At 65.8% G+C, this 18,286-nt stretch carries 20 protein-coding genes and 1 tRNA gene; 6 read left to right on the top strand and 15 right to left on the bottom strand.

The window, feature by feature from the left end; genetic code table 11:
- Positions 1–25: 25 nt before the first annotated feature.
- Together H276_RS0120155 and H276_RS0120150 are read left to right on the top strand one after the other, a co-directional pair.
- Positions 26–685 carry an SGNH/GDSL hydrolase family protein gene (locus H276_RS0120155; protein WP_019973092.1) on the top strand — a complete coding sequence of 220 codons (660 nt, stop codon included), beginning with the start codon at positions 26–28 and terminating at the stop codon, positions 683–685.
- Positions 682–2,463: a penicillin-binding transpeptidase domain-containing protein gene (locus H276_RS0120150; protein WP_026357231.1), complete on the top strand. Its 1,782-nt coding sequence runs from the start codon at positions 682–684 to the stop codon at positions 2,461–2,463. The genes H276_RS0120155 and H276_RS0120150 overlap by 4 nt, the downstream gene beginning before the upstream one ends.
- A gap of 13 nt (positions 2,464–2,476) precedes the next feature.
- On the opposite strand, the gene H276_RS0120145 is transcribed toward H276_RS0120150, so the two are convergent.
- From H276_RS0120145 to H276_RS0120130, 4 genes are all read right to left on the bottom strand, one after another.
- Complete coding sequence (locus tag H276_RS0120145) at positions 2,477–3,832, bottom strand: wax ester/triacylglycerol synthase family O-acyltransferase (protein ID WP_019973090.1); 1,356 nt, start codon at positions 3,830–3,832, stop codon at positions 2,477–2,479.
- Between the two features lie 215 nt (positions 3,833–4,047).
- A tRNA-Ser gene (locus H276_RS0120140) sits at positions 4,048–4,138 on the bottom strand.
- Positions 4,139–4,252: 114 nt separating this feature from the next.
- A complete protein-coding gene (locus H276_RS0120135; RefSeq protein WP_019973089.1) occupies positions 4,253–4,708 on the bottom strand; it encodes a nucleoside deaminase in 456 nt (151 codons plus the stop codon).
- Positions 4,705–5,211, bottom strand: a complete 507-nt coding sequence (locus tag H276_RS0120130; RefSeq protein ID WP_019973088.1) for a tRNA adenosine deaminase-associated protein — start codon at positions 5,209–5,211, stop codon at positions 4,705–4,707. Before H276_RS0120130 ends, H276_RS0120135 begins: the two co-directional genes overlap by 4 nt.
- Before the next feature lie 84 nt (positions 5,212–5,295).
- Here H276_RS0120130 and H276_RS0120125 point away from each other — a divergent pair, with 84 nt between their 5' ends.
- Positions 5,296–6,255 carry a prephenate dehydrogenase gene (locus tag H276_RS0120125; RefSeq protein WP_026357230.1) on the top strand — a complete coding sequence of 320 codons (960 nt, stop codon included), beginning with the start codon at positions 5,296–5,298 and terminating at the stop codon, positions 6,253–6,255.
- Here H276_RS0120125 and H276_RS0120120 read toward each other — a convergent pair.
- Genes H276_RS0120120 through H276_RS0120100 form a run of 5 tightly spaced genes read right to left on the bottom strand, consistent with a single transcriptional unit; the run spans position 6,218 to position 10,329 of the window.
- Positions 6,218–6,826 (bottom strand): putative glycolipid-binding domain-containing protein, encoded by a 609-nt coding sequence (locus H276_RS0120120; RefSeq protein ID WP_026357229.1) that lies wholly within the window; start codon positions 6,824–6,826, stop codon positions 6,218–6,220. The genes H276_RS0120125 and H276_RS0120120 overlap by 38 nt on opposite strands.
- A gap of 4 nt (positions 6,827–6,830) precedes the next feature.
- Positions 6,831–7,607 (bottom strand): ABC transporter permease, encoded by a 777-nt coding sequence (locus H276_RS23355; protein ID WP_155943192.1) that lies wholly within the window; start codon positions 7,605–7,607, stop codon positions 6,831–6,833.
- Positions 7,604–8,266, bottom strand: coding sequence for an ABC transporter permease (locus H276_RS0120110; protein ID WP_019973085.1), 663 nt, complete (start codon positions 8,264–8,266; stop codon positions 7,604–7,606). Before H276_RS0120110 ends, H276_RS23355 begins: the two co-directional genes overlap by 4 nt.
- On the bottom strand, positions 8,266–9,378 hold the full coding sequence (locus tag H276_RS0120105) for an ABC transporter ATP-binding protein (protein ID WP_019973084.1): 1,113 nt from the start codon (positions 9,376–9,378) through the stop codon (positions 8,266–8,268). The genes H276_RS0120110 and H276_RS0120105 overlap by 1 nt, the downstream gene beginning before the upstream one ends.
- A 6-nt stretch (positions 9,379–9,384) precedes the next feature.
- A complete protein-coding gene (locus H276_RS0120100) occupies positions 9,385–10,329 on the bottom strand; it encodes an ABC transporter substrate-binding protein (protein WP_026357228.1) in 945 nt (314 codons plus the stop codon).
- Positions 10,330–10,467: 138 nt separating this feature from the next.
- On the opposite strand from H276_RS0120100, the gene H276_RS0120095 reads away from it, so the two are divergent.
- Positions 10,468–10,851, top strand: a complete 384-nt coding sequence (locus H276_RS0120095; RefSeq protein WP_019973082.1) for a lipopolysaccharide assembly LapA domain-containing protein — start codon at positions 10,468–10,470, stop codon at positions 10,849–10,851.
- A 3-nt stretch (positions 10,852–10,854) separates the two neighbouring features.
- On the opposite strand, the gene H276_RS0120090 is transcribed toward H276_RS0120095, so the two are convergent.
- Genes H276_RS0120090 through H276_RS0120080 form a run of 3 tightly spaced genes read right to left on the bottom strand, consistent with a single transcriptional unit; the run spans position 10,855 to position 14,390 of the window.
- On the bottom strand, positions 10,855–11,877 hold the full coding sequence (locus H276_RS0120090) for a phosphotransferase family protein (RefSeq protein ID WP_019973081.1): 1,023 nt from the start codon (positions 11,875–11,877) through the stop codon (positions 10,855–10,857).
- A 9-nt stretch (positions 11,878–11,886) separates the two neighbouring features.
- Positions 11,887–12,495 carry a histidine phosphatase family protein gene (locus H276_RS0120085; RefSeq protein WP_019973080.1) on the bottom strand — a complete coding sequence of 203 codons (609 nt, stop codon included), beginning with the start codon at positions 12,493–12,495 and terminating at the stop codon, positions 11,887–11,889.
- Positions 12,496–12,512: 17 nt separating this feature from the next.
- A complete protein-coding gene (locus H276_RS0120080; RefSeq protein ID WP_026357227.1) occupies positions 12,513–14,390 on the bottom strand; it encodes an alkyl/aryl-sulfatase in 1,878 nt (625 codons plus the stop codon).
- A gap of 98 nt (positions 14,391–14,488) precedes the next feature.
- On the opposite strand from H276_RS0120080, the gene H276_RS0120075 reads away from it, so the two are divergent.
- Complete coding sequence (locus H276_RS0120075; RefSeq protein ID WP_026357226.1) at positions 14,489–15,226, top strand: GntR family transcriptional regulator; 738 nt, start codon at positions 14,489–14,491, stop codon at positions 15,224–15,226.
- 28 nt (positions 15,227–15,254) lie between these two features.
- Here H276_RS0120075 and H276_RS0120070 read toward each other — a convergent pair whose 3' ends face one another.
- The 3 genes from H276_RS0120070 to H276_RS0120060 all read right to left on the bottom strand — a co-directional run bounded on the left by H276_RS0120070 (position 15,255) and on the right by H276_RS0120060 (position 17,767).
- Positions 15,255–15,968: a phosphonatase-like hydrolase gene (locus H276_RS0120070; RefSeq protein WP_019973077.1), complete on the bottom strand. Its 714-nt coding sequence runs from the start codon at positions 15,966–15,968 to the stop codon at positions 15,255–15,257.
- A gap of 25 nt (positions 15,969–15,993) precedes the next feature.
- Positions 15,994–17,151 (bottom strand): TIGR03364 family FAD-dependent oxidoreductase, encoded by a 1,158-nt coding sequence (locus H276_RS0120065; RefSeq protein ID WP_019973076.1) that lies wholly within the window; start codon positions 17,149–17,151, stop codon positions 15,994–15,996.
- Positions 17,152–17,275: 124 nt separating this feature from the next.
- Positions 17,276–17,767 (bottom strand): metallophosphoesterase, encoded by a 492-nt coding sequence (locus tag H276_RS0120060; protein WP_026357225.1) that lies wholly within the window; start codon positions 17,765–17,767, stop codon positions 17,276–17,278.
- 145 nt (positions 17,768–17,912) lie between these two features.
- Between H276_RS0120060 and H276_RS0120055 the strand changes: the two genes are divergently transcribed.
- A partial coding sequence (locus H276_RS0120055; RefSeq protein ID WP_019973074.1) for an MspA family porin occupies positions 17,913–18,286 on the top strand: 374 nt, incomplete at its 3' end.

Genomic DNA, 18,286 nt, shown 5'->3' with positions numbered 1-18,286 from the left:
CCTAGGTATGTGATGTGCTTGGTCCATGGTGGCCAAGCGAATTCTGTGTTTCGGTGACTCGCTGACGTGGGGCTGGGTGCCCGTCACGGACGGCGCACCCACAGAACGGTTCCCGCGCCACATCCGCTGGACCGGGGTGCTGGCCGACCGGCTCGGCGCGGATTACGAGGTGATCGAGGAGGGTCTCAGCGCCCGCACCACGAACATCGACGACCCGACCGATCCGCGGCTCAACGGTGCTGCGTACCTGCCGTCCTGCCTGGCCGCCCACCTTCCTCTCGACCTGGTCGTCGTCATGTTGGGCACCAATGACACCAAGGCGTACTTCCGACGCGAGCCGCTGGACATAGCGCTGGGCATGTCAGTGCTGGTGACCAAGGTGCTCACGAGTGCCGGCGGGGTGGGCACGGTCTATCCCGCGCCGCAGGTGCTGATGGTCGCGCCGCCACCGTTGGCACCGATGCCGCATCCGTGGTTCCAGTTGATCTTCGAAGGTGGGCAACGCAAGTCAGCCGAGCTGGCCACGGTCTACGGTGCACTCGCGTCGTTCATGAAAGTCCCGTTCTTCGACGCGGGCTCGGTGCTGACCACGCAGGGAGTCGACGGCATTCACTTCACCGAGGCCAACAACCACGATCTCGGAGTGGCTCTCAGCGAGCAGATCCGCGCGCTGGTGCCGGCATGAGCCGACGCGTCCTGAGCGTGCTCGCGCTGCTTGGTCTGCTGCTGGGGGTCGTCAGTTGCTCGTCGGCACCCAAGCCCGCTGACGTTTTCGCGTCCTTCGCCGATGCCCTGCAACGCAAGGACGCACACGCGGCCGCCGAACAGACCAGTGATCCGGCCACGGCCGAAAAGACGATCACCGCCATGTTCAACGGCATGGGCGAGCACGCCAAACTGACCGTCGCCTCGTCACCCGCCGACGGCCAGGAGAACGGCTTCGACCTGAAATACCAGTGGTCCTGGGGCGAGGGACACGATTTCGGATATGACACCACCGGATCGGCCGCCAAGTCCGGCGACAACTGGCGCATCACCTGGTCGCCGACGTTGTTGCACCGTGATCTGCAGGACGGCCTGAGTTTTCAGTACAGCCAGGACAGCGAGCTGCAGACTCCCGTGCTCGACCGAACCGGTCAGCCGTTGATGAACTGGCAGACCGTCGGGGTCATCAACCTGGACCGCACCCATCCGGAATCAGCAGCCGCCCTGGCGGCGCTGCTCAACCAGTTCGATCCCACCACCACACCGGATTCCATTGCCGCACAGTTGAACTCCACACAGGACGACCGTGTCACCGTCATCAAGCTGCGTGAGGACGACTTGGCCAAGGTCCGCGATCAACTCACGCCGATCCCCGGCGTCACCGTCGTCGAACAGGGCGAGCTGCTCACGGCCAACCGGGAGCTGGACTCCCCGGCGATCAGCGGCCTGGAACCGCTCTGGCATGACCGCATCACCCGATCCGCGGGATGGTCGGTCTATCTGGTCGACGCCAAAGGCGCCGCGGCGCAACGGTTGATCTCCACCCCGCCGGCCCCGACCGAGCCGGTGCAGACCTCGCTGGACTTGCGGCTGCAGTTGCTCGCCCAGCGCGCCGTCGCGACCGAATCCCGGCCTGCGGTGCTCATCGCCCTGTCGAGTTCGACGGGTGGCATCCTGGCCGCCGCGCAGAACGCCGCCGCCGATCCGCAAGGGGCCATCGTATTTTCCGGGCTCTACCCACCGGGCTCGACGTTCAAGACCATCACCACCGCGGCCGCACTCAAGGCCGACCTCGTGACGCCGCAGACCCCGGTCGCCTGCCCCGGGCAAGTGACCATCGAGAACCGGACCATCCCCAACGAGAACAACTTCGATCTGGGGACGGTGCCACTGAGTTCGGCGTTCGCGCATTCCTGCAACACCAGCATGGCGGCGCTGGCCGACAAGCTGCCCGCCGACGCCCTGACCAACACCGCGCGCGACTTCGGCATCGGTGTGGACTTCACCGTGCCGGGACTGACGACCGTCACCGGGAAGGTACCCAACGCCGACACCGCCGCACAGCGGGTGGAGAACGGTATCGGCCAGGGCACCGTCACGGTCAGCCCGTTCGGCCTCGCGGTCGCCGAGGCCAGCCTGGCGCATGGTTCGACGATCGTGCCGATGCTGGTCGACGGCGAGAAGACCACCTCCGACAAGCCCTCGGTGCCGTTGTCGCCCGACGTCGTTGACGCGCTGCGCGCGATGATGCGCCAGACGGTGACCGAGGGCACCGCCGCCGAACTCAGCGACATCCCCGATCTCGGCGGCAAGACCGGAACGGCCGAATACGGCGACAACACCCATTCCCACGGTTGGTTTGCCGGCATCGTCGGTGACATCGCGTTCGCGACGCTGATCGTCGGCGGGGACTCGTCGACCCCCGCGGTCACACTCACCGGGGAATTCCTGCGCCCGGCGCTGGCCAATACCGGCTAGGGGGTTTGTGGCGTCACCCGCCGGCCGCGAGTTCCAAGCTCTTGAGCGAATCCTCCAGATGGCCGAGTATCCGCTGCAGATGCGGGACACTGCGCCGGCAACCGACCAGACCGAAGTCGAGGTTGTCGGCATTGTTGGCCAGGGTGATGTTCATCGCCTGCCCGTCCAGCGCGATCGAGAGCGGATAGTTGCCGTCCAGCCGGGCACCCTTCCAGTACAACGGATGTCGCGGCCCGGGCACGTTGGAGATGACGAGGTTGAACGGCGGCGCGGTGGCCTTGACGAAGCCGGGCACCGCGGCCAGCCCGAGCGGCGCGATCATGAGCGCCGAAAGGGCGAGTGCCTGCACGCGTGGCAGTTCGGAGAAGATCTTCTTGTTGCCGCGCATCGACTCGCTGATGACGGTGAGCCGCTCTGCGGCGTCGTCCCGATCGGTCGCGAGGTTGCACAGGATCGAGCCGACGAGATTGCCACCCGAATCGACCTCGTTCTCCGAGCGCAAGTTGACCGGAACCATGGCGATCAACGGCCGGTCCGGCAACGCGTCCTGCTCGAGCAGATAGGCGCGCAGCGCCCCGGCGCACATACCGAGCACCACGTCGTTGATGGTCACCCCCGTGGCATCCTTGATCCGCTTGAACCGCTCCAGCGGCCACGACTGCGCCGCCACGCGCCGAGCACCGCCGATCTTCACATTGAACATCGTCTTCGGTGCGGCGAACGGCAGTGTGAGTTGCTGTTCCAGCAACGCCGCGCGGGCCAACTTGACCGTCGACGGCGCGATCCCGACCGCGGCCGCCGCCGCATCCGTCACGGTGTGCAGCAGCGACGGGCTCTGGTGCGGCTGCTTCGTGCGCGGTAGGTCCCACGGCACCCGAAGCTCGGTGTCGTTCGGATCCTCCGACAGGGTGCGCGTGATCAGCTTGAGCGCCGAGATCCCGTCGATCAGTGCGTGGTGCAGCTTGGTGTAGACGGCGAACCGGCCGTCGGCCAACCCCTCGATCAGGTGGGCCTCCCACAGCGGACGGTGTCGGTCGAGCAAACCGCCGTGCAGCCGCGATGTCAGCTCGAGCAGGTCACGCACGCGGCCCGGCGACGGCAATGCCGAGCGGCGCAGGTGGTAGTCGAGGTCGACATCGTTGTCGTAAGTCCACCCGACGTTGGCGATGCCGCCCAGGATGGTTGCCGGGCGTTTGCGGAACACCGGCTGAAAGTCGTTGTGCGCGAGTATTTCCTCGTACAGTTCACGCACGAATTCGCTACCTGCTCCCTCCGGCGGGTCGTAGAGCGCCAAGCCGCCGACATGGAAGGGGTGCTCACGTGTCTCGGCGATGAGAAACATCGAATCGGTCGGCGACATCAACTCCATGCGACCCATTCAACGCTTCGCGAGGAATGGGAGTGGGAAAACGAGGAGCGAACCGCGCGCCGGGGCACATCACTCGATCCAAGACGCATTCGATGAATGCCGACCGGCGTGAAAACGGTTAATTCCCAAGTAATTTTGTCAAAACCACAACCGGCCCACCGGCAGGAGAGCCGGAGACACGAACTCCCCGACCGCATGAATCGGCAGGGGAGCTTTGGCGGTGGCGGAGGGATTTGAACCCTCGGACGGGGGTTACCCGTCACACGCTTTCGAGGCGTGCTCCTTAGGCCGCTCGGACACGCCACCGTGTGGCAGCTTACCGAACGTGGGCCGTTGACCCTAATCAGCCGCCCACGAGTGTGAACAAGATGACGAAGACCGGCCGAGAATTCGCGATCATGTTCACGCTGGGCGAGGTCCTCACCGTTGACGCGCGAAAAACTCCTCCAGCAGGCCCGCGCATTCGTCGGCCAGCACCCCGCCAGTCACCTCCGGCCGGTGGTTGAGCCGCCGGTCCCGCACGACGTCCCACAGCGAACCGACCGCTCCGGTCTTGGGTTCCCAGGCCCCGAACACCACTCGCGCCACCCGGGCCAACACCAACGCGCCCGCGCACATCGTGCAGGGTTCGACGGTCACGGCCAAGGTGGTGCCCGCCAGCCGCCAGCCGTCACCGAGCACCTGCGCGGCCGTGCGCATCGCCACGATCTCGGCATGTCCGGCCGGGTCGCCCGTGGCCTCCCGGGCGTTGGCGGCACGGGCCAGCTCGGTGCCATCGGCCGCGAAAACCACCGCGCCGATCGGCACATCGCGGGGACCGGCCATACCGGCAGCGTCCAGCGCGGCGCGGATCAGGATTTCGTCAGACGAATTCACCGATTGAGTCGATCGAGCACCGCCGAGAGCTCATCGGCGAAGCCCATCTCTCTGGCGATGCGGCCGAGCTGTTCGTCGGCATACAGGTCCGTCTCGTCGAGAATGACACTGAGCACCGCCTCGGGCAGCCCCACATCGGAGAGCAGCCCCAGGTCACCTTCCTCGAAGGGATCGGCGTCGTCGAGATCATCGGCGTCGATCTCGGCGTCGAGCGTCTCGAGCACCTCGGCGGCGATGTCGTAATCCAGCGCCGCGGTGGCATCCGAGAGCAGCAGCCGGGTTCCGGCCGGTGCGGGCCGCACGATGACGAAGAACTCATCGTCGATGTCCAGCAGCCCGAACACACACCCCGAGCTGCGCAGTTCCCGCAACTCGGTCTCCGCGGCGGTCAGGCTGTTCAGTGACGCCGCGTGCATCGGCGCACATCGCCATTTGCCCTCCTCGCGGACGACTGCTACGCCGAAGCCGTCGGGCAGGTCCGCCGGCGCACGCTGTGCTCCCATGAACGCCTACGGTAGTCGCCGACCAGCGATGTTGACCAGGCATCACCGTCCACCTCTCCCGCAGGGGTGTGCCAATCTTGGTAGGTGACAAACACGCCCGTATGTGTGGTGGGACTCGGACTCATCGGTGGCTCCCTGATGCGGGCGGCGGCGGCCGCGGGCCGCGAGGTGTTCGGTTACAACCGTTCGGTCGACGTGGTCCAGGCGGCCCGGTCCGACGGATTCGACGCCAGTGACAATCTCAACGAGACCCTGCGCCGGGCCGTCGACCGCGACGCGCTGATCGTGCTCGCGGTGCCCATGCCCGCCCTGCCGCTCATGTTGGGTCACATCCGCGAAATCGCCCCGACCTGCCCGCTGACCGACGTGATCAGTGTCAAAGGCGCAGTGCTGCAACAGGTTCGAGAGTTTGGCTTGCTGAACCGATTCGTCGGCGGGCATCCGATGGCGGGCACGGCGCACTCCGGCTGGGCCGCAGGAGACTCCGGGCTGTTCATCGGGGCGCCGTGGGTGGTCAGCGTTGATGACCACGTCGACCCCGAGGTGTGGACGCAGGTGACCAAGCTGGCGCTGGACTGTCACGCCGTGGTGGTCCCGGCCTGCTCCGAAGAGCACGACGCGGCGGCCGCCGCCATCTCCCATCTTCCCCATCTGTTCGCCGAGACACTGGCCTTGAACGCGGCTGAGGTACCGCTGGCGTTCGCCCTCGCTGCCGGTTCATTCCGGGACGGCACTCGCGTTGCGGCGACCGCACCCGATCTGGTGCGGGCCATGTGCGAGGCCAACGCCGCACAACTGCTTCCGGCCCTGGAGCAGGGCATCGAGGTGCTCAAGCAGGCCCGGGACAGCCTGGCCGCCACGGGCTCGTTGGCCGACCTGGTCGAGGGTGGCCATTCCGCCCGGATGCGCTACGCCAATTTCGTCCGCCCCGAGATCGTCACCACCGTCGTCGGCGCGGAGAACTGGCGGACCGAGCTGGCTGCCGAGGGCCGGGCCGGCGGGGTGATCAGATCCGCTCTGCCAGTCCTGGGTAATCGAGGATGAAGCCGTACGGGTCGACGGTGATGGTCGTCTGCGACACGGGCGAGGACAGCTCGATGCCCGTCGCCGTGCTGGTGTAGCTGATGGTGGCGGCCTCGACCGACAACTCGGGCAGGCGGACATAGACGACCGGAAGCGTCACCGACTCGTTCTTCAGGTAGAGGCCCGTCCGACGAATCGGCAGCGCGTTGAAGAACGGGCTGAAAACGACGTCGACATCTAGCGCGCCGGCGTAGCTCGATCGCTTGGTCTGGTTGTGGTCCTGGACCAGCCACATATTCTCTTCGTCGCGGGCGACGGAGAGCTGGCGTTCCCGCTCGGCGAGGGTAACGGTGAGCGAAAGCCGTCTGGTCGCACCCGACTCGTCGGTCACCAGATCATAGGACGCCGAGAACGCTGGGTGAGACGCGGTGGCAGCAGCCACTATTCGCCCATAAGCCTTGATACGGTTCCCCGAGAGCTGCACACGTACCGATTCCATGCGGGGTACGTCGCGCGCTCGCCACGTCAGGACGGCCGGCCAGGCCGACCCCGGCTCGCTCGTCTGCTCGTCTGTGCGTACCGCTTCACTCACTCTTCTACCGTATGCGACGCACCATCGGCTTCGTGGCCGACTCCGGAACTCCCGCGCGATGTGGCAGAGGCCGCGATTCGAGTGCCACCTCGTCGTCGATCAACGACTGAGGCAGCCTGCGCAAGCGCCCTGTGCCCGGCACCGACAACCACACCGCGAACGCCAGTGCGGCATCGAGGATCAGCGCCAGCGCGGTCACCATGAGCGCACCCACGAGGGCGATGTGGAACTGGCGCACCTTGATCCCGTCGATGAGGTACCGGCCGAGCCCGCCGAGACTGGCGTAGGCCGCGACCGTCGCCGTCGCGACGACCTGAAGCGTCGCGGTGCGCAGCCCACCCAGGATCAGCGGCAGCGCATTGGGAACCTCGACCCGCAACAACACCCGGGCCTCGGTCATCCCCATCGACCTCGCGGCATCTACCACTGCCCGGTCCACATTGGCGATGCCGGAATAAGTGCCGGCCAGCAGCGGTGGAATGCCCAGCAGCATCAGGGCCACTGTCGGCGGAACCAGGCCCAGCCCCCACAGCAGCACCCCAAGCAGCAGCACGCCGAGCGTGGGCAGCGCCCTCAGCGCATTGACCCCGGTGACTACCAGGAAGGTGCCGCGACCGGTATGTCCGATGAGCAATCCGACCGGGACTGCGATCAGGACCGAGAACACCACCGCGACGGCGGTGTACTGGAGGTGTTCGACGATGCGGACAGCCAACCCGGCCGGGCCCGTCCAGTTTGCCGCGGTGAAGATGTAGCTCAGCGCCTGCTGCAGGAAGTTCATACTGCTGCCTCGGCGCGAGGCGTACGGGACGTGCGGGCCCAGGGTGTGATGGCCTTGCCCAGAAGCATGATCAGGGTGTCGATCACGACGGCCAGCACGAAGATCGCAATGATGCCTGCCACGATCTGACTGCTCTTGTTGGCCTGATATCCCTCGGTGAACCAGGTGCCCAACCCGCCGACACCGATCACCGAACCCACCGACACCATCGAGATGTTGGTCACGGCGACCACCCTGATCCCGGCGATGAGAACCGGAATCGACAGTGGCAGTTCTACTTTCACCATCCGAACCAGCGGGCGGTAGCCGACGGCGGTGGCGGCGTCCCGGACCGGCTCGGGTACCGCGTCCAGCGCCTCGGGGACCGCCCGTACCAGCAGGGCGGTGGTGTAGAGAGTCAGTGCCACAATGACATTGGCTTCATCCAGGATGCGGGTCGGGATGATCAGCGGCAGCACCACGAACAGCGCCAGCGAGGGAATGGTGAAGATGATGCTGGCGATGACGGTGGTCAACCGTCGCAAGGTGGTGGTGCGTTGCACCACTGCACCCAACGGCACAGCGATCAGCAATCCCAACACGATCGGCACCAGCGACAGCCGCAGATGCACGATGGTCAACGCCCAGAGCGTGTCGAGATGGGTCAGCAGATACCGCATCAGTGCCCCAGTTCGGGTATCTGCCGCTGGTCGGTGAGGGCCGCCAGCACATCCTCGGCCCGCACACCGCCGATGACCCGTTGATTCTCGTCGACCGCGACACCGAGACCCGACGGCGAGGACAGCGCCGCATCCAGCGCCAGCCGCAGGGTGCCGTCCGGCCGGAACAGAGACCCGCCCGCGATTGTGCTGTCGTACAGCGATTTTCCGCTGCGGTGCACCTCGACGCCTTCGGCGTTGATCCACGCGTAGGGCACCCCGTCTGGCTTCGTCACCAGCACCCAGTCGCCGGGTCCGAGCTCGAGCGTGTCGACCTCCGGTTCGCCGACATGCCGGATGTCGTGCAGCGGCAGCCCTGTGGCGTGCAGGAACTGCAGTCCGCGATACCCACGGTCGGCGCCGACGAATCCGGCAACCAGGTCATTGGCCGGGTTCGACAGCAAGCGTGCCGGGGCGTCGTACTGCTGCAGCACACCACCGCGGCCGAACACCGCGACCTTGTCCCCGAGTTTGACGGCCTCGTCGACGTCGTGGGTGACGAACACGATCGTCTTTCGCAATTCGTTTTGCAGACGCAGGATTTCGGTTTGGAGATCCTCCCGGACCACCGGGTCGACCGCCGAGAACGGCTCGTCCATCAACAGGATCGGCGGGTCGGCGGCCAATGCGCGGGCCACCCCGACACGCTGCTGCTGGCCGCCGGAGAGCTGCGCGGGGTACCGGTTGGCCAGCTTGGGGTCCAGGCCCACGCGCTCCAGCACACTGTAGGCGGATTTACGTGCGGCACGCCGTGATTCACCGCGCAGTACCGGAACTGTCGCCACGTTGTCGATCACCCGCTGATGCGGCATCAGGCCGCCACTCTGGATGACGTAACCCATGCCCAACCGGAGCTTGACCGGGTCGACTGTGGTGACGTCACGTCCGTCGACGGTCAGGGTGCCCGAGGTGGGCTCGATCATTCGGTTGATCATCCGCATCGAAGTGGTCTTACCGCAGCCCGACGGCCCGACGAACACCGTCAAGGTGCCTTGCGGGACCTCAAGATTGAGGGTGTCGACCGCAACTGTGCCATCCGGGTACCGCTTGGTGACGTCGGTGAATGTGATCATCGGTATTCACCTACCCTGCACCGGCTTGTCGAATCCGTTGTCCTTGATCCACTTCGCGGCCGCCTGGTCCGGGTCGACCCCGGAGTTGCCCTCGACCGCGGTGTTCAGCGCAATGAGGGATTCGGTGGTGAGCTTGGCCGATACCGCGTCGAGCACCGTCTTGAGCTCATCGGACATCTTCTGCGAGGCCACCAGCGGTACGACATTGGCAGCCAGGAACGTGTTCTTCGGATCCTCCAGCACCACCAGGTGGTGCTGGTCGATGGCCGGCGAGGTGCTGAAAATGTTGGCGGCCGTGATGGCACCACTGGTCAGCGCTTGCACCGTGGCGGGACCACCGCCGTCACTGATCGCGACGAAATTGGCCGGGGCGATGTCCAGCCCATATTTGTCCTTCAGGCCCACCAGGCCGGTCTGCCGCGTCTGAAACTCCGATGGTGCGCCGACTTTCACCTCTGCCGAGTGCGCGGCCAGATCGGCGATGGTCTTCAGGTTCCAGCGCTGGGCGGTCTCGGCGCTGACCGCGAGGGTGTCCTTGTCTTCGGCGGGCGCCGGATACAGGATCGAGAGATCCCCGGGCAGCGCCTTGAACAGGCCGATCAATACGGCGTCGGACGTTGTCGCAGTGGTGTTCTTGTCGAAATACTGCAGTAGGTTCCCGGTGTACTCGGGGATCAGATCGATCGAGTGGTCCTGTACCGCGGGTACGTACGTTTCCCGACTGCCGATGCCGAACTGCCTGCCGACCTGAAAGCCGTTGGCTTCCAGGGCCTGGGCGTATATCTCGGCGATGATCTTCGATTCCGTGAAGTCCGCCGACCCGACGACGATCGACTTCAGGTCACCGGAGATCTGCCCACCGCCCAGCGGATTCGCACTGCCGCAGGCGGTGAAAAAGGGCGCCATCAGAGCGAGCAGAACCACGAGCACTGCCAGGGTTCGATGCTGCATGCGAACGTCCTTCCGACGGCTGCAGCCGAATCCGATGACCTCGGCCGGCTTTCCTGACCCTAACCGCAGGGCCGACATGCTGCCTGTCTTTACCATCCGGTTGTTTGCTTTGCCGCCGATACGGGCAAAGATAGACCCATGACCAGCGATCTGCCTGCATCGCCCGATCAACCGGGGCCGAAGCCCAGGCCCGCGGCTCCGAAGCCGGACCAGCCCACGTCGACGCCGGATGCGCCCAAGTCGCAGCCACCGGTATCACCCAAGTTCACCCGTGCCGCCGCGCTGTGGTCGGCGCTGATCGTGGGTTTCCTAATTCTGATCGTGCTGCTGATCTTCATCGGGCAGAACACCGATCCGGTCCCGCTGAGGTTCTTGGGCTGGCACTGGTCATTGCCGACGGGCGTAGCCATCCTCGGCGCCGCGGTGGCCGGCGGCTTGCTGACGGTGGCCGCGGGTACAGCGCGGATCTTCCAGCTGCGCCGCACCGCGAAGAAGAATCTGAAGGCGGCCCTGAGCAGCTGATGCTCAGCCCAGCGCGGCAAGCCCCGCCGCGATGGCCGGGGCAATCGCCGTGCCCACGCTTGAGCTACCCAGGGCCTCGGAACCCTGACGGTGTCGGAAGTCGATGCCCGCGGCGATGATGGCGACCTTGAAGTAGGCCAGCGCCATGTAGAAGTCCCAGTGCGCCAGCTCCTGACCCGACTGCACCGAGTATCGGTTGGCCAGATCATCGGCTGACGGCATCAGCGGCGAACTCCAGGCCGCCTCCATACTCAGGATCAGATCGAACATCGGGTCGCGGTAGACACACATGAGCGCCGCGTCCGACAACGGGTCGCCCAGCGTCGACAGTTCCCAGTCGAGTACCGCAAGAACCTTCGTCGGATCCTGCGTGTCGAGGATGGTGTTGTCGATGCGGTAGTCGCCGTGCACGATCGAGCTGCGGTGCCGTGCAGGAACTGACTCGGCCAGCGCCCGGTGCAGCCGTTTGACGTCGGCGTCGCGGGGGTCGTCGGGCAGCCGGACCAGATCCCACTGGGAAGCCCACCGCCGCACTTGGCGTTCCAGGTAACCGGCGGGCTTACCGAAGTCGCCGAGACCGACTGCTTCCGGATCTATTGCGTGTAGGTCGACCAGCACCCGGATCAGGGCATCGACACTGTTGCTGATCACCGTCGCGTCACCGAGCGCTTCGAGTTCTGCGCCACTGCGGACGACCCGGCCGTCGACATTCTCGACCATCTGGAACGGGGCGCCCAGCACCGAGTCGTCGTTGCTCATCGTCACCGCGCGGGCCACCGGCACCGCGGTGTCGGCCAGCGCGGCCACCACGCGGTATTCGCGCGCCACGTCGTGAGCCGACGGGGTCAGCCCGTGCAGTGGCGGCCGCCGCAGCACCCACTTCGACGCATCGTCGGTGATCAGGAAGGTGAGATTGGACCGGCCGCCGGAGATCAGCTCCCCACGCAGCTCACCGCTGCGGGCAATGCCCTCGGCACGCAGATGGCGATCCAGGGCGTCGAGGTCGAGGCCTTCCAGAGACGTCACGGGAACTGTTTACCACCGTGAGTTACGAGGCAGCAGATCCCATACATGCTCGGTGCCATTGACCGATGCGACCGCCAGCTTGCCCGAGCGCGACGCGAGCAGCCGGGTGACCGAGGCGTAGTCGACGTGGAACGACAGCAGCCGTTCGGTGCCCAGGATCTGATGCAGCAGCACGTTGATCACCCCGCCGTGGCTGAACACCGCGACCGTCTGCCTGTGATCACCCGCAGCCACCAGGTCCTCGAACGCTGCGCTGATGCGGGTGGAGAAGGCTTCCTCGTCCACGCTGCTGGGCAGGTGCCCGCCGGCCAGCCGGGCCAGCTCCTCGGGGTTCTCCTTGGCGATCTCCTCGATCGGCACATAGTGCGACATGTCCCGGTCGTATTCGGCCAGCCGGTCATCGACGTCGACTGTCAGCCCGAGCGCGGCAGCGATCGGCTCGGCAGTCTGCACCGCGCGCAGCTGCGGGCTGCTCACCAACCGCGAGACCGGGAAGCGGGCCAGCGCGGCCGGTAGCCGGTTGGCCTGCTCGACGCCGGACTCCGACAGGTGCGGGTCGGACCCTTGACCGGGCTCGCTGCGCAAGGGCAGCGCGTGACGGATCAGAAGCAGTTGCACCGGGACACCATAGGGTCCTATGGCGTGATGATGTCGAAATCCGGGTCGGGCCGGTCCAGCACAGCGACCAGCGACACCAAAACGGCGCTGTCACCGGTGATCTCGAGGCCCGGCGAGGTCGCGTCGCCCGCAGCGAAGGACAGCAGCCGCAGCTTGTTCGCCAGGGTGACCGTCGCCTGAGCGGTGGATCGGTCGGCGGGCACCTTGCGGTAGACCAGAACGCCGTTGCGCAGGGTCAACCGATAGTTGGACCCGGTGTCGACGAACGCGATGTCGACGGCGATGTCGAGGTCCCAGGCCCGCGGACCGTTGACACTGATCGCGAAGGTGTCAAACATCTGCTCGGGCGTCAGCTGCGCAAGCACGGTCGGCGATGTGGTCTGGGTCGGGGTACCGAAATTGCCCTCCCGAAGCTCGGTCGCGCCGGACAGGAAGAAGTTCCGCCAGGTCGCGTTCTCCGCGCCGTAGGCCAGCTGTTCCAGGGTGTCGGAGTACAGCTCCCGGGCCGCGGCATGGTTCTCGTCGGTGAACATGGCGTGGTCCAACAGTGTTGCTGCCCAACGGAAGTCACCCGCATCGGCGGCGACCCGAGCGAGCTCGACGACCCGGTCGATACCGCCGATGGCCTCGACGTAGCGTGGCCCCAAGGCTTCAGGAGGGTGCGGCCACAACCGGCCCGGGTTGCCGTCGAACCAGCCCATGTACCGCTGGTAGACGGCCTTGACGTTGTGGTTCACCGAGCCGTAGTAGCCGTGGGTGTTCCATGCCGCCTCCAACGCGGGCGGCAGCTGGAACTGCTCGGCGATCTCGACCCCGGTGTAACCCTGATTGAGCAGGCGCAGGGTCTGATCATGCAGGTAGGCGTAGAGATCACGCTGCAGGGATAGGAATTCGACGATGTTGTCGCGGCCCCAGGTCGGCCAGTGGTGCGAGGCGAACACCACGTCGGTGCGGTCGGCGAAGCTGTCGATGGCCTCGGTCAGATAACCGGACCAGCCGTGCGGATCGCGGACCAGCGCACCACGCAGCGTCAGCAGGTTGTGCAGGTTGTGAGTGGCGTTCTCGGCCATGCACAGCGCGCGGAATTTCGGGAAATAGAAATGCATCTCGGCGGGGGCCTCGGTGCCGGGTGCCATCTGGAACTCGATCTCGACGCCGTCGATGGTGTGGGTTTCGCCCGTCTCCCGGATGTCGAGGGTCGGCACGATGAGCGCCACCTCGCCGGTCGATCCGGCCTGGCCCAGGCCGCAGCCGACCTGTCCCTGTGGTCCGCGGGCCAGCGCCAGACCGTACATGTAGGCGGCGCGGCGAGTCATGGCCGTGCCGGCGTAGACGTTCTCCTGCACCGCGTGGTCGGTGAAGTGTTCGGGGGCGATGATCGCGACCTTGCCCGCGTCGACGTCGGCCTGAGTGGTCACGCCGAGCACGCCGCCGAAATGGTCGACGTGGCTGTGGGTATAGATGACAGCGCTGACCGGACGATTTCCCCGGTGGGACCGGTACAGGGCGAGCGCGGCCGCGGCGGTCTCGGTGGAGATCAGCGGGTCGATGACGATGATGCCGGTTTCGCCCTCGATGAAGCTGATGTTCGACAGGTCCAGCCCACGGACCTGGTAGATGCCCTCGACCACCTCGTACAGCCCCTGCTTGGCGCACAGTTGGCTTTGCCGCCACAGGCTCGGGTGCACAGTGGTGGGCGCATCCCCGTCGAGGAACCCGTAGGAGTCGTTATCCCACACCACTCGGCCGTCGGCGGCGGTGACGACGCAGGGTTCCAGCGCACCGATGAATCCGCGGTCGGCGTCGGCGAAGTCTCGGGTGTCGTGGAAGGGCAGCTTGTCCAAGCTGGCTCGGTTGGCGGATTCGACGACTGCGGTGGGCGGCTTCTGCTCCATGTCGACGAGCCTGCCATCCGTGGCCGCGCCGAGCGGGTGAACTTCGGCGATTACTATTGGCATACTTGTCTTGACAACTGCCGGAGAGGGTGGCATCGATGGCTTCTTCCGAAGCGTTGCCCCGCCATGTGCAGGTCGCGGGCGAACTGCGTCAGCGGATCATCCGGCGTGACTACCTGATCGGCGAGTCCCTGCCGACCGAAAACGCACTGTGCGCCGAGTTCGGAGTGTCCCGCGGCCCGGTGCGTCAGGCCTTGGCGACACTGAAAAACGAAGGACTGATCCAACTTTCGCAGGGCAAGCCCGCGGTGGTGCGCAGCCACGACGCCACCCAGACCCTCGACACGTTCACGCCGTTCACCCAGTGGGCACGACGCAACGGCCGCAAACCGGGTAGCCGAACGGTTGAGATCGCACGGCGGCGGCCCGCCGAACCGGCTCAGGTGGCGTTGGGCCTGGCGGCGACGGACTTCGTGGTCGACGTGCTGCGCGTGCGTCTACTCGACGGCGAGCCCGCGATGATCGAGCGCAGTACCTTCATCGATTCTGTCGGCTCGATGTTGTTCGACTTCGACACCGACTCCGGCTCGATGACGGACTATTTGGCCGGCCGCGGCGTCTACTTCGATTCGATGGAGCATGTGCTCGACGCGGTGGCGGCTACCGAGGTTGATGCCGAGAACCTCGGTATCGACCTCGGTAGCCCTCTGCTGCGGGAGCGCCGCACCTCGCGGGATCAGAACGGCCAGGTCTTCGAATACGCCGACGACCGCTACCGTCCCGAGTTGGTCGCGTTCAGCATCGTCAACGCCAAGACCATCGACGCACGAACGTAGGCGAAAGATTTCGGTTCCGGCGCGGTAATCAACAGGAAGAGCTGTCAGCTGAGCGTGGCCACCAGGTGGGCAGATCGGCAACACTGTTGAGAATGTGGGTCGCGCCCGCCGCCGACAGCTGGGCGGTGTCGTGCGCACCCGTCAGCACACCGATCGAGGCGCGTGCGCCGGCACGGAGCCCGCTGATGACATCGGACGAGGTGTCGCCCACGACGATCATCGACGACACGGAATCGGTCTCGGTGCGCATCAGCGCGGTCAGCGGCATGTCCGGGTAAGGCCGGCCGCGAACTCCCGGTTCCGGACACAGCACCACGTCGGCAAGGTCCTGCCAACCCAGTGCAGCAATGATGGCCGACTGGGTCTCACGGGCGAATCCCGTTGTCAGCGCGGTCTTGATGCCGCGGGACCGCAGTGACGTGATGACATCCTCGGCGCCCGGGATCGGGCTGCAGTTGCCCTCGGCGACCAGCTGGGCATAGCAGCGCTCGAACTCTTTGTTGGCGGCTTGCGCCTGTTCCTCATTGCCGCGGGCCAGGTGCCGGAACACGACGATCTTGGACTGGCCCATGGTGTCGCTGACGTAGCGCAGCATCTCCCCGCGATCGGCGTCGGTCTTCGACAACCCGGCGTGGCTGTCGGCGGCCAGGAACGATTGCTCGACCAGCCCGCTGTCTTCGACTGTGGTGCCGGCCATGTCGAAGACGACGAGGCTGATTGGCTGATTTGTGTTGTCGGTCATGGCGTTTCCCTTTCAGTGTGTTCGGTCAGGGGTCTGCGATGACCACTGGGTCAGCACTATCGCGCGCTAACGCGTTGTCGACGCTGCCACGGGCCAGTCCCATGCTGGTGGTCATGCCGATGCCGGTCGTCACGGTCACGACGTGGGTTCCCTCGATCGGCTCCTCGATCAGGAATTCCTGGCCGGGCGCCGAACAGTACACGCCCTGCCATCGTTCACTGATCTCGATATCGTTGACTCCGAACAGCTTCCGCGTCTCGTCGACGAGTGCGGTGAAACCTTCCTCGGACTGGAACGCGGGTGCGGACACGTCGCGATAGTGGGTGTCGCCGATGAGTAGCGATCCGTCGGGCTGCGGGGTGTACATCTGATGCAGGTCGATGGCGACGTATCCCGGGTATTCCGCACGCAACCGGTCGGCCACCGCCTGGGCGCTCGGCAGATTCTCGAATCCGGAGTAGCGCAACAGCGACCAGCCGGTGAACAGCGGCGCCGGCAGAGTGAACGCGAGCGGCAGGCGGGCACGCAGCATGTGCAGCCGGCAACGCAGCAGCCCGTCGCGTTCGGCCAAGTCGGGGAACAGCCGGTCGATGTCGTCGTTGACGGTGATGAACGTGATACCGGCGGAGACCGGCCCGCGCGAGGTGTTCACAACACCTTGGGCGAAGCCGGTTGCCGCTGTGCGCCAATAGAATTCGACCCCCTCGCGGGCCAGCCACCGGGCGATCGACGGAGCCGCTGTGCGCGGGTCGACCTGTACGTCGTTGGGCAGGTACATACCGCCGGTGACGCCCGCTTCGGCCACCGGGATGCGGCCTAGGATCTGCTCGCGATCCAGCAGCATCACTTCATCTTCGGAGCGGGTGGGGGCGAACTCATGCATCACCGCGAGTTCGTCCGCATGGCGGGCCACGCAGTAGGTTCCGGCCTGCGCCGACCAGAAGCCGGCCTTACGCGACAGGTCGAGCCAGTGCCTGCGGCCGTCTCGCGCGTAATCGCGGGCAACACCGGACTGTGCAGTGATGCAGGCGTGGCCAAAGTTCTGCACCGATGCGCCGACGACGCCCTCGGCGTGGTCGATGACGCCGACGCTCAGGCCGCGCTCGTGGGCGTGATACGCGTGCGCCAGACCTACGATGCCGGCGCCCACGACGACGACGTCGTAGCTCTGCTGGTTCCCCATGTCATTACCGTGGCCCAAGTCATCTCACTTGTCAATACAAGGCTTGTATTGACCATACCCATATACCTATGTCGGACAAAATGGACCATCGCGTGAGCGGGCGCGGATGATTTCCGCGCGCTCGTCAGAGTTCGTGCAGGGTGACGCCGGAGAGAATTCCGCCGACGACGTCGGCGGTCATGTAGGTGCAGAACGGCTGGCGCCGGCGATCCGTGGGTGATCCCGGATTCAGCAGGCGGAGACCGGTTTTCGCGGTGGTGTCCCACGGGATGTGACTGTGCCCGAACACCAGCACATCGGTGTCCGGATAAGACTTGGCCATCCGGGCCTCGCGTCCGGTCGCCGCGCCGGTCTCGTGCACGACGGTGAACCGCAGCCCTTGCAGCGTCACGTCCGCTCGCTCGGGTAGCCGTCGCCGCAATTCGGCGCCGTCGTTGTTGCCCCAACAGCCCACCAACTGCCGGGCGCGGGCACTCAGAGCGTCAAGCAACGCTGGCTCCACCCAGTCGCCGGCATGGATCACGACGTCGGCGGCACCCACCGCTTCCCAGACCGGAGCCGGCAGATCGCGAGCGCGGGTGGGGACGTGGGTGTCTGCGATAAGAAGCAACCGCACAAAATCCACCGTACGTGGTGCAGAAGAGACAGCAGAGGTGTACGGTGCTGTATCTCTGAGGGAAACCTCACCGAATCCTAATCGAGACCCGTTCGAGACCTACCGTCCCGGGCGCCCACGACGACAACTGGCGACAGGAAGAGACATGAAGGCATTCAGTCGGGTGCTGGCCGCGTTGGTGGTTGCGATGGCAACCGCGGCCGCTGGCTTCGCAGCGCTATTCACCGGCGCCGGTACGGCGCATGCAGGTCTGGATAATGAGCTGAGTCTGGTCGATGGCCAGGATCGGACCTTGACGGTCCAGCAGTGGGACACGTTCCTCAATGGGGTGTTTCCCCTGGACCGCAACCGGCTGACTCGTGAGTGGTTCCATTCCGGTCGGGCCAAGTACCACGTTGAGGGCCCCGGTGCCGATGACTTCGCGGGCACGCTGGAACTGGGCTATCAGATCGGCTTCCCGTGGTCACTGGGTGTGGGCATCAACTTCAGCTACACCACCCCGAACATCCTGCTCGACGA

The organism is Mycobacterium sp. 141, from assembly GCF_000382405.1.
GTDB lineage: Bacteria > Actinomycetota > Actinomycetes > Mycobacteriales > Mycobacteriaceae > Mycobacterium.
This window is presented reverse-complemented; position numbering and strand designations above follow the sequence as displayed.

Excerpts from the sequence above, each read along its gene's own strand:
- H276_RS0120155 (WP_019973092.1), top strand. The coding sequence starts at position 26 with ATGGTGGCCAAGCGAATTCTGTGTTTCGGTGACTCGCTGACGTGGGGC.
- H276_RS0120150 (WP_026357231.1), top strand. The coding sequence starts at position 682 with ATGAGCCGACGCGTCCTGAGCGTGCTCGCGCTGCTTGGTCTGCTGCTG.
- H276_RS0120145 (WP_019973090.1), bottom strand. The coding sequence starts at position 3,832 with ATGGAGTTGATGTCGCCGACCGATTCGATGTTTCTCATCGCCGAGACA.
- H276_RS0120130 (WP_019973088.1), bottom strand. The coding sequence starts at position 5,211 with ATGGGAGCACAGCGTGCGCCGGCGGACCTGCCCGACGGCTTCGGCGTA.
- H276_RS23355 (WP_155943192.1), bottom strand. The coding sequence starts at position 7,607 with ATGAACTTCCTGCAGCAGGCGCTGAGCTACATCTTCACCGCGGCAAAC.
- H276_RS0120110 (WP_019973085.1), bottom strand. The coding sequence starts at position 8,266 with ATGCGGTATCTGCTGACCCATCTCGACACGCTCTGGGCGTTGACCATC.
- H276_RS0120105 (WP_019973084.1), bottom strand. The coding sequence starts at position 9,378 with ATGATCACATTCACCGACGTCACCAAGCGGTACCCGGATGGCACAGTT.
- H276_RS0120100 (WP_026357228.1), bottom strand. The coding sequence starts at position 10,329 with ATGCAGCATCGAACCCTGGCAGTGCTCGTGGTTCTGCTCGCTCTGATG.
- H276_RS0120095 (WP_019973082.1), top strand. The coding sequence starts at position 10,468 with ATGACCAGCGATCTGCCTGCATCGCCCGATCAACCGGGGCCGAAGCCC.
- H276_RS0120080 (WP_026357227.1), bottom strand. The coding sequence starts at position 14,390 with ATGGAGCAGAAGCCGCCCACCGCAGTCGTCGAATCCGCCAACCGAGCC.
- H276_RS0120075 (WP_026357226.1), top strand. The coding sequence starts at position 14,489 with ATGGCTTCTTCCGAAGCGTTGCCCCGCCATGTGCAGGTCGCGGGCGAA.
- H276_RS0120070 (WP_019973077.1), bottom strand. The coding sequence starts at position 15,968 with ATGACCGACAACACAAATCAGCCAATCAGCCTCGTCGTCTTCGACATG.
- H276_RS0120065 (WP_019973076.1), bottom strand. The coding sequence starts at position 17,151 with ATGGGGAACCAGCAGAGCTACGACGTCGTCGTCGTGGGCGCCGGCATC.